This is a genomic window from Rathayibacter sp. AY1C1, from assembly GCF_002932105.1.
Lineage (GTDB): Bacteria > Actinomycetota > Actinomycetes > Actinomycetales > Microbacteriaceae > Rathayibacter.
This window is the reverse complement of record NZ_PSWH01000059.1, coordinates 1-9,033: the sequence shown is the minus strand read 5'-3', so window position 1 is coordinate 9,033 and position 9,033 is coordinate 1. Positions and strand designations below refer to the sequence as shown.

Sequence of the window (9,033 nt, the reverse complement as noted above, 5' to 3'; positions counted from 1 at the left end):
GTGCTCGGCGAGGGCTTCGAAGCCGGCGGGAGTGCCCTCGATCAGCCAGGCGCGGCCGTCGCCTTCGCCGCGGTGATCGCCTTCATGGGGATCGGCCTGGTCGACCCGATCCTCCCGGCCATCGCCGAGAGCCTGCAGGCGACTCCGACCGAGACCTCGCTGCTCTTCACGAGCTACCTCGTCATCACCGGCGTCGTGATGTTCTTCACCAGCTGGCTCTCCAGCCGCATCGGCGCCAAGAAGACCCTCATGATCGGCCTGGTGCTGATCGTGGTGTTCGCCGCGCTCGCCGGCACGGCGGGCAGCGTCGAGGGCGTCATCGGCTTCCGCGCGGGCTGGGGCTTCGGCAACGCGCTGTTCATCTCGACCGCGCTGTCGACCATCGTCGGCGCGGCGAGCGGAGGCTCCTCCGCGGCGATCGTGCTCTACGAGGCCGCGCTGGGCATCGGCATCGCCATCGGCCCGCTGCTCGGCGGGCTCCTCGGCAGCGTCTCGTGGCGCGGCCCGTTCTTCGGGACCGCCGTGCTGATGGCCGTCGGCTTCATCGCCATCGCGACGCTCCTGCGCGAGGACGGCCCGAAGCCCGCTCCGACTCCGCTCTCGGCGCCCTTCGCGGCCCTCAAGGTCCCGGCCATCCGCACGCTGGCGGGCGCCGCCCTGTTCTACAACATCGGCTTCTTCGTGCTGCTCGCCTACACGCCCTACCCGCTCGGGCTGGACGAGATGGGCCTCGGCTTCACGTTCTTCGGCTGGGGCCTGGGCGTGGCGATCACCTCCGTGTTCGTCGCTCCGCTGCTCACCCGGCGCCTCCCGCGCACCGTCGTGCTGCGCTCGGTGCTGCTGCTGCTCGCGCTGGACCTGATCGCCGGCGGCCTCGTGATCTCGTCGCGCGTCGGCCTGATCGTCTGCATCATCGTCGGCGGCCTGCTGCTCGGAGTCGTCAACACGGTGCTCACCGAGTGCGTGATGGAGGCGACCGACCTGCCCCGCTCGGTCGCCTCGTCCGCCTACTCCGGCGTCCGCTTCCTCGGCGGCGCGATCGCCCCGCCCGCCGCGTCCGCCCTGGCCGCCGCGATCTCGCCGGCCTTCCCGATGTACGCCGCGGCCGGAGCCGTCGCCGTCGCCGCGCTGATCGTGCTGCTCGGACGCCGCACCCTGGCCCGCGCCGACGCCCACGAGCCCGAGCCCGAGCTCGTCGAGGCGCAGGCGATCACGCTCGGCGAGTGACTCGCCCGGCGGGCTTCAGGGGCCCGCCGAGGCGTCACGAACGGTCGTCATCCGAGCGGGATGACGGCCGTTCGTGACGCCTGGACGCGGTCGAGCGGGGTGGGCGCAGGATCCGACCTGTGGAGAACCGGTTCACGAGGATCGGGAGGCGGGACAGTGGCCGGATGCACGATCCCTCGCCGCTTCCGATCGGACTCCGCTGCCGCGCCTTCACCGTCGCTGACGCTCGCGCGAGCGGTCTGAGCCGCGGGCGGCTCCGCAGCTCCGACCTCCACCGTCCCTTCCACGGGGTCCGCACCGCCGACCCCGACCCCGACCTGCGCCTGCGCGCGGAGGCGCTCCTCGCGCTGGTCGGTCCGGAGGCGCTCCTGAGCCACGTGACGGCGGCGCGGCTCTGGCCGCTCGACCTCCCGCCCGCCGCTGCGGACGAGCCGGTGCACGTCAGCGTCCGCCGGCCGGGACGCGCTCCCCGGCACCGGAACGTCGTCGGCCACGCCCTCGCCGATCCCAACGTCCGCCGCGTCCTGCGCCGCGGACTGCCCCTCACCGATCCGGCCTCGCTCTTCTGCCATCTCTCCGCGCTCCTCGAGCCGGACAACCTCGTCGCGGTGGGCGACGCGCTGGTGCGCACGCCGGTCGTCGGCGATCCGGCGGATCGACGGCCCTGGGTGCCGCTGCCCGACCTGCGGGAGCGCGTGTCGGCCTTCCGAGGGCGGGGCTCGGTGCGACTCCGCGCCGCACTCGCTCTGGTGCGCGACGGGGCGGAGTCGCGGCAGGAATCGCGGTTCCGGCTCGCCTCGGTGCGGGCGGGCCTTCCGGAGTCGGTGCTGCAGGAGCCGCTGTTCGACTCCGACGGGGTCTTCGTCGGGCGGCCGGACGGCTGGCACCCCGCGGATCGGGTCGCGTGGGAGTACGAGGGCGACGATCACCGCACCAGCAACCGGCGCTTCGCGCGCGACCTCGGCCGCTACGACGACCTCGCCTCGATCGGCGTCCGCGTCGTCCGCATCGTCGGCGCCGAGTTCGTCCCGCACCCCGAGCGCTCCGTCGAGCGCCTGCGACGAGCACTCGCCGAACGGTCCCCGCATCGACGACCGCCGAGGGGTCGCGAACGGTCGTCATCCCGCTCGGATGACGACCGTTCGTGACCCCTCACGGGAGGGCGCGCGCTCAGGAATCAGGGCGCGACCTCGAAGAGGCGCGGGCGCAGCGCGGACGTGCGCGGGTCGGCGGCGCAGGCGGCGAGCGCCGCCGCGAGGACGCCGCGGGCCGGGTGCGGCTCGCGGACGTACACGTCGACGCCGGCGGGCGTGAACGGCGTCCGGGCGAAACGGGTGAGGGCCCAGCCAGCCTCCTCGTCGGCGGCCACGAACGACCAGCGGCTGCGGGCGAGGACGGTCAGCGGCTCGACGCCGCGCCAGCGGAAGCCGGACGGATCGTGCGGGTCGGGGGTGTCGATCCCGACCACGTAGTGCGAGCGCGTGCGGCCGCGCCAGCTGACGACGTCGCCGATCCCGCCGGTCGGGAGCGGCGCGTACGTGATCGCCACCCCCGACCGCGAGCGCCAGAGCGGCAGCGAGGAGCCCCGGACGAACCAGGTGCCGCTCGCGAGCGCCCGGGCGTCGATCATCGGAGAGCGTGCTTGATGTTGGTGCGGGCCAGCGCGACGGCCTCGCCCGCTCCTCCGTTCATCACGATCTTCGAGACCGCCAGCGCGAAGCCCTTCACCTGCGCGCCCGTGATCGTGGGTGGGAGCGAGAGGGCGAGCGGATCCGTCACCACGTCGACGAGGACCGGGCCGCTGTCGGCGAGCGCCGAGCGGAGGGCCTCCTCCACGTCGCGCGGGTCCTCGACGCGGATGCCGCGGATGCCGATCGCCTCCGCCACCTTCGCGTAGTCGACCATCGGCACGTCGACGGCGAAGTCCGGGAAGCCGTCGACCAGCATCTCGACCTTCACCAGCCCGAGCGTGGAGTTGTTGAACACGACGATCGTCACGGGCAGCCGGTAGGCGGCGACCGTGACCAGCTCGCCCAACAGCATGGAGAGCCCGCCGTCGCCGCTCAGCGAGACGACCTGGCGACCGGGGTGCGAGAGCTGCGCGCCGACCGCCTGCGGCAGCGCGTTCGCCATCGAGCCGTGCATGTACGAGCCGAGCAGGCGCCGCTTCCCGTTGGGGGTGATGTAGCGGGCCTGCCAGACGTTGCCCATGCCGGTGTCGGCGGTGACGATCGCGTCCTCGGAGAGCAGGCCGTCGAGCGTGGACGCGACGAGCTCGGGGTGGATCGGGCTGCGCGTGCCGACCTCGGTGTACTTCCCGACGACTCCGGTGACCAGCTTCTCGTGCTTCTTCAGCGTCTTGTCGAGGAAGCGGTGGTCCTTCCGCTGCACGAGCGGGGTCAGCGCGGTGAGGGTCGCCGCCACGTCGCCGTGGACGGGGTGCGCGACGCTGACGCGGCGTCCGAGCTTCGAGGCGTCGCTGTCGACCTGCGCGATCACCACCTTCGAGGCGTCGGGGAGGAACTGCTCGTAGGGGAAGTCGGTGCCGAGGAGGAGGAGCAGGTCGGCGTCGTGCATGCCGGCGTGCGCCGCTCCGTAGCCGAGGAGGCCCGTCATGCCGACGTCGTAGGGGTTGTCGTACTGGATCCACTCCTTGCCGCGCAGGCTGTGCCCGACGGGCGCGCCCACCAGCTCGGCGAAGGCGACGACCTCGTCGTGCGCGTTCTGCACTCCGGCGCCCGCGAAGATCGCGACGGTCCGCGCCTGGTCGATCGCGGCCGCGAGGGCGCGGACGTCGGCGTCGGCGGGGACCAGGACGGGTGTCGACGGCAGCACGAACGCGGGGAAGCCGTCGACCGCCTCCAGCTCGGCGATGTCGCCGGGGAGGGTGACCACGGCGACTCCGCGGAGCGCCACCGCGCTGCGCATCGCGGCGTTCACGACCCGCGGAGCCTGGGCGGCGGTCGAGATCAGCTCGCGGTAGTTCGAGCACTCGACGAAGAGCCTGTCCGGGTGCGTCTCCTGGAAGTAGGACGAGCCGATCTCGTTGCTGGGGATGTGGCTCGCGATGGCGAGCACCGGGGCGGAGGAGCGGTGCGCGTCGTAGAGGCCGTTGATGAGGTGCAGGTTGCCGGGGCCGCAGCTGCCGGCGCAGACGGCGAGGCGCCCGGTGAGCTGCGCCTCCGCGCCGGCGGCGAAGGCGGCCGCCTCCTCGTTGCGCACGTGGATCCAGTCGATGCCTCCCTTCTCGGATCCGCCGCTGCGGCGCACCGCGTCGACGATCGGATTCAGCGAGTCGCCGACGATCCCGTAGATGCGGGAGACGCCGGCGTCGATGAGCTGAGCGATGAGCTGGTCTGCGACCGTCTTCTGAGCCATGACCCCATTCGACCGGACCGGGCTGAGCGTCCGCTACTCCGGAAAGTGGAGATCCGGATCGGGTGCATCCCCCTCGGGACGGATGCCCTGCACCTCTAGCCTGGGAGTCGTCACAGGAACACCTCCGTACCGCTGATCCCGGGAGTCGCCATGAACCGCCGCAGAACCGCCCTCGTCCTGGCCGCCGGCGCGGCCCTCGCCCTCGGCCTGACCGGCTGCTCGGGCCTGAACGGCCTGATGGGAGGCGAGACCCGCGACGACGAGACCGGGGAGATCACCGAGGGCGGGACGACCGACGTCTTCCAGCTGCGCGTGGGCGACTGCCTGAACGGCGAGCTCAGCGAGGAGGCGACCGAGGTCACCGACGTGCCGACCGTGCCCTGCACCGACCCGCACGTCTACGAGGTGTTCCAGAACCTGACGATGGCCGACGCCGACGAGTACCCGGGCGAGTCCGTCGCGACGGAGCAGGCCGAGACCGACTGCGTCACGGCGTTCGAGTCGTTCACCGGGATCGGCTACCAGGACTCGGCGTACGACTTCAGCTACTACTACCCGACTGCCGAGAGCTGGGGCACGGGCGACCGCACGATCAACTGCATGATCACCGACCCGAACGGGCCGAGCACGGGCACGCTGGCGGGCGTCGCGGCCTGATCGCGATCCCCGCGCGCGGCGGTGCCGGTCCCGCCGAGCGCTCCGCGCGCGGCCGGGGTCAGTCGCGGTCGCGCGCGGGGAACAGGCGCAGCAGCAGGCCGGAGCCGATCCAGACCACGGCGATCCCCGCGACGAGCCAGGAGGCTCCGAGGCCGGACGCCGCTCCCGCCAGCACGGCGCCGACGGCCGCGGCGGCGGAGCGCAGCCCCGCGCCGATCGTGAACACCTGCGAGCGGACGGCGGCAGGGCTCTCCTGGTCGCGCAGCAGCAGCATCGCCGCGTTCGAGGGTGCCGTGAAGACGCCCGCGACCGCGAAGGCGGCGATCGCCACGACGACGCCCAGGTCGGGGACGGCGACCAGGAGGACGGCGCCCGTCGCGATGTAGGCGGCGCCCATGGTCCACGCCGGCGGACGGCGGGTCCAGCGGCGGGCCGCCACGGCGAGGGCGCCGAGCAGGCCGCCCACGGCGAAGGCGGTCAGGATCCACGCGGCGGCGTCGGTGCTGCCCAGCCGCTCCACCGAGAGGCTGATCGCCGCGACTCCCGCCGCTCCGCCCGCGACCTGGCTGAGCGTGCCCGCCGAGGTGACCACCGCGATCGGACGGTGCCGCACGAGGTGGGTGACGCCCGCGACGATCGTCCGCAGCACGCCGACGGTCGGCGCCGGACGGGCCTCCATGGCGAGGCCGAGCGACCCGACGACGCCGATGAGGGCGAGGACCGCCATGGCGAGCATCGCGGTCCGCGCTCCCCCGACTCCGACCGCGAGGCCCACGATGGCCGGCCCGCTGATCGAGGCGACCGTGTACGAGAGCGAGTCCTGCGCGTAGGCGCGGCGCGGCTCCGGGATGGCGCTCGTGACGAAGCTCGACATGCCGCCCATGTAGACGGGCGTCGCGAGCCCCGCGAGGAGCAGCAGCACCACGATGAGCGGCGTCGGCACCTCGCCGAGGAAGGCGGCGACCGCGAAGGCGACGGCGGTCGTGAGCGCGGCGCCGACCAGGAGCCGGCGGGGGCGGCGGACCCGGTCGAGCACCGTGCCGACGAGCGGCGCGGCGATCACGGCGGGGAAGAGCGCCGCTCCGGTCAGGGCGCCGCCGAGCGCGACGTCGCCGAGACGCTCGACGGCGAGGACGGGGAGGGCGACGACCATGCCGGCGCTGGCCAGGCGGAGGGGGATCGACGCGGCCTGGTAGCTGACGGCGCTCATGCGGGACCGGGGATCGACATCACCTCCGATGGTGCCACGGCTGCGGAGCGGGGACGTTCGGAGAGGCAGGCCACCGGCCTCTGAGCGGCCTGCGGCGGCGCGCCCTAGGCGATCGGCGTCCGCGCCGCGAGCTCGGCCGCCGCCGCGACGCCCAGGCGCCAGGGCGCGCCGTGGCCGGGCAGGAGTGTCCGCGCCCCGGTCCCGGCGAGGACCCGCAGCGAGTCGAGGGACTGCGCCGTGTCGGCGGTCGCGGCGCGCGCGACCAGGTGCGGGCCGGTGCGCGCGGAGTAGGGGTCGAGCGTGACCAGGGCGTCTCCGCCGATCACCGCGTCGCGCTCGGAAAGGTGCAGCGAGACGTGCCCGTCGGTGTGCCCCGGAGTCGCGAGCACGCGGGGCGACCCGGGCACGTCGAGCACCTCTCCGGCGGTCAGCGGCAGCGTCCCGTGCACGGGCGGCACCGCGAGCGCCCCGGCACGGGCCATCGCTCCGAGCACCGGGATCGCGGAGGGGTGCAGCAGCGGGTACACGAACGGCGTGCGCTGGCGGCGGTAGGAGTAGGGCTGCGCGGCGAGCGGCTGGTCGGCCGCGTGCAGGTGCACGGGGACGCCCCGCCGGACGAGGCTGCGGGCGACGCCGAGGTGGTCGAAGTGCGCGTGGGTCAGCACGAGGGCGTCGATGTCGCCGAGCGAGCGGCCGAGCACCTCCAGCGCGCGGACCAGGTGCGGCCACGTCCTCGGGAGTCCGGCGTCGACGACGGTCAGCCGACCGGCCTCCTCGATCAGGTAGAGGTTCGTCCAGGCGTGCTCGAGCCGGTGCACTCCGGGTGCGACGTCCCGGTGCAGGCTCGCGCCGCCCCCTCGCCGCTGCTGCCGGTGCTGCCGATCGCGCTGCTGCTGCTGGTCCATCGTGCTCCCGCCCCTCCGGGCCCGCGCCCGATCGCGACGACGCTACGAGCGTCTGCGACGGATCGGACAGGGCGTTGACGGCGGGGGTCCGCGTCGTGCAGGGCTCAGCGGCGCCGCCCGCGGAGGGCGAGCTGCACCGCCGCGAGCAGGAGGAGGACCGCGAAGAGGATCCCGGACACGCGCGCCGGCAGGAGGAAGGAGAGCGCCACTCCGGCGAAGGAGAACGCCGTGGCGGTGAGTCCGACCACGAGGCCTGCGCGCACGTCGAGCAGGCCGCGCCGGGCGTTCGCGATCGAGCCGGTGACCGCCGTGGGGATCATCGCGGCGAGCGAGGTGCCCTTGGCCAGGAGGTCCGCGAGCCCGAAGGCGCCGACCAGGACCGGCACGGCGATCGCTCCGCCGCCGATGCCGAAGAGGCCGGAGGCGACGCCCATCCCGATGCCGAGCCCCGCGAATCCGGGCCACACGCCCCAGCCCTCGGCGACGTCGCCGGTGTCGTTCGAGCCGAACACGGCCATCCGCACCGCCGCGGCCACGAGCAGCGCCACGAACATCCAGCGCAGCACCCCCAGAGGCAGCCGCGCGAGCAGCCAGGATCCGGCCACCGCCCCGAGCATCGCCGCAGCCGCGATCACCGCCGCCGGGACCCAGGCGACCTGGCCGGCGAGGGCGTAGCCGAACGCTCCGGCGACCGAGGTCGGAGCGATCGCGAGCAGCGAGGTGGCGGAGGCGCGGCGCTGGTCCATCCCGGCCCACGCGATCAGCATCGGCACCATCACGATCCCGCCGCCGACGCCGAACGCGCCCGACAGGGTCCCGCCGACCGCGCCGATCAGGGCCAGGACGAGCAGGGCGCGCGGGCGCATGCGCGCGGCCGTCCGATCGGGGAGGGGCGCCTGCGGGGCGGTCGCGTCGGTCACGGCTCCATGCCACCACAGCACCGGGCCGAGGGCGAATCGACGTGCGTCGACCGCGTTCCTGAGAGGACCGGCCCGGCCCGGCCCGCCTCTCTGGCAGTTGCCTGGGCGGGCCGGATCCGACCGTGACGTTCGGCGTCGACGGAGCGTCCTACCTGCATACCCCGCCTGATCGAGCGATCGGGCCCCGAGCGAAAGAGGAGACCATGGCCGAGACCACCGCGACCACCACCCGTCAGACCAGCACCGGATCCGGACGCACCGTGATCGAGGACGGCGTCATCGCCAAGGTCGCCGGCATCGCCGCGCGCGAGGTCCCGGGCGTCCACGCCCTCGGCGGAGGAGCGGCCCGAGCGATCGGCGCCATCCGCAGTGCGATCGGCAACGACGACCGCGGCCAGGGCGTCAAGGTCGAGGTCGGCGAGCGCCAGGTCGCCGCCGACATCACCATCGTCGCCGAGTACCCCGCGCCGCTGCAGAAGGTCGCCGAGGACGTGCGCTCCGCCGTCGCCGACGCCATCCAGCACATCGCCGGCATGGAGGTCGCCGAGATCAACGTGACCGTCCAGGACGTCCACATCCCCGAGGACGACACCCAGGAGTCCGACCCGCGCGTCGTCTGACCCGTTCCCCCCGCACCGACGCCCCGGGCCGAACGGCACCGGGGCGTCGGTGCGGGGGGAACGGGTCAGACGACGCGCGGGTCGGACTCCTGGGTGTCGTCCTCGGGGATGTGGAC

The 9,033-nt window shown here is 74.0% G+C and carries 9 protein-coding genes; 4 read left to right on the top strand and 5 right to left on the bottom strand.

Annotation, left to right across the window (positions count from 1 at the left end; all coding sequences use genetic code 11):
• Both C5C71_RS16880 and C5C71_RS16875 read left to right on the top strand, forming a co-directional pair.
• Complete coding sequence (locus C5C71_RS16880) at window positions 1-1,227, top strand: MFS transporter (RefSeq protein ID WP_104338155.1); 1,227 nt, start codon at window positions 1-3, stop codon at window positions 1,225-1,227.
• A gap of 164 nt (window positions 1,228-1,391) precedes the next feature.
• Window positions 1,392-2,375, top strand: a complete 984-nt coding sequence (locus tag C5C71_RS16875) for a hypothetical protein (protein ID WP_104338154.1) — start codon at window positions 1,392-1,394, stop codon at window positions 2,373-2,375.
• A 29-nt stretch (window positions 2,376-2,404) separates the two neighbouring features.
• Here C5C71_RS16875 and C5C71_RS16870 read toward each other — a convergent pair whose 3' ends face one another.
• Complete coding sequence (locus tag C5C71_RS16870; RefSeq protein WP_104261348.1) at window positions 2,405-2,857, bottom strand: hypothetical protein; 453 nt, start codon at window positions 2,855-2,857, stop codon at window positions 2,405-2,407.
• Window positions 2,854-4,605, bottom strand: a complete 1,752-nt coding sequence (locus C5C71_RS16865) for a pyruvate dehydrogenase (protein ID WP_104338153.1) — start codon at window positions 4,603-4,605, stop codon at window positions 2,854-2,856. Before C5C71_RS16865 ends, C5C71_RS16870 begins: the two co-directional genes overlap by 4 nt.
• Window positions 4,606-4,755: 150 nt before the next feature.
• Here C5C71_RS16865 and C5C71_RS16860 point away from each other — a divergent pair, with 150 nt between their 5' ends.
• Window positions 4,756-5,262, top strand: coding sequence for a septum formation family protein (locus C5C71_RS16860; protein WP_104226088.1), 507 nt, complete (start codon window positions 4,756-4,758; stop codon window positions 5,260-5,262).
• 58 nt (window positions 5,263-5,320) lie between these two features.
• Here the strand turns inward: C5C71_RS16860 and C5C71_RS16855 are convergent, their stop codons facing one another.
• From C5C71_RS16855 to C5C71_RS16845, 3 genes are all read right to left on the bottom strand, one after another.
• Window positions 5,321-6,472, bottom strand: a complete 1,152-nt coding sequence (locus tag C5C71_RS16855) for an MFS transporter (RefSeq protein ID WP_104226087.1) — start codon at window positions 6,470-6,472, stop codon at window positions 5,321-5,323.
• A gap of 104 nt (window positions 6,473-6,576) precedes the next feature.
• Window positions 6,577-7,377 carry an MBL fold metallo-hydrolase gene (locus tag C5C71_RS16850; protein ID WP_104338152.1) on the bottom strand — a complete coding sequence of 267 codons (801 nt, stop codon included), beginning with the start codon at window positions 7,375-7,377 and terminating at the stop codon, window positions 6,577-6,579.
• Window positions 7,378-7,481: 104 nt separating this feature from the next.
• A complete protein-coding gene (locus C5C71_RS16845) occupies window positions 7,482-8,297 on the bottom strand; it encodes a sulfite exporter TauE/SafE family protein (RefSeq protein ID WP_104233037.1) in 816 nt (271 codons plus the stop codon).
• 203 nt (window positions 8,298-8,500) lie between these two features.
• Here C5C71_RS16845 and C5C71_RS16840 point away from each other — a divergent pair, with 203 nt between their 5' ends.
• Window positions 8,501-8,917: an Asp23/Gls24 family envelope stress response protein gene (locus tag C5C71_RS16840; protein ID WP_104225148.1), complete on the top strand. Its 417-nt coding sequence runs from the start codon at window positions 8,501-8,503 to the stop codon at window positions 8,915-8,917.
• Window positions 8,918-9,033 lie beyond the last annotated feature (116 nt).

Excerpts from the sequence above, each read along its gene's own strand:
- C5C71_RS16875 (WP_104338154.1), top strand. The coding sequence starts at position 1,392 with ATGCACGATCCCTCGCCGCTTCCGATCGGACTCCGCTGCCGCGCCTTC.
- C5C71_RS16870 (WP_104261348.1), bottom strand. The coding sequence starts at position 2,857 with ATGATCGACGCCCGGGCGCTCGCGAGCGGCACCTGGTTCGTCCGGGGC.
- C5C71_RS16865 (WP_104338153.1), bottom strand. The coding sequence starts at position 4,605 with ATGGCTCAGAAGACGGTCGCAGACCAGCTCATCGCTCAGCTCATCGAC.
- C5C71_RS16860 (WP_104226088.1), top strand. The coding sequence starts at position 4,756 with ATGAACCGCCGCAGAACCGCCCTCGTCCTGGCCGCCGGCGCGGCCCTC.
- C5C71_RS16855 (WP_104226087.1), bottom strand. The coding sequence starts at position 6,472 with ATGAGCGCCGTCAGCTACCAGGCCGCGTCGATCCCCCTCCGCCTGGCC.
- C5C71_RS16850 (WP_104338152.1), bottom strand. The coding sequence starts at position 7,377 with ATGGACCAGCAGCAGCAGCGCGATCGGCAGCACCGGCAGCAGCGGCGA.
- C5C71_RS16840 (WP_104225148.1), top strand. The coding sequence starts at position 8,501 with ATGGCCGAGACCACCGCGACCACCACCCGTCAGACCAGCACCGGATCC.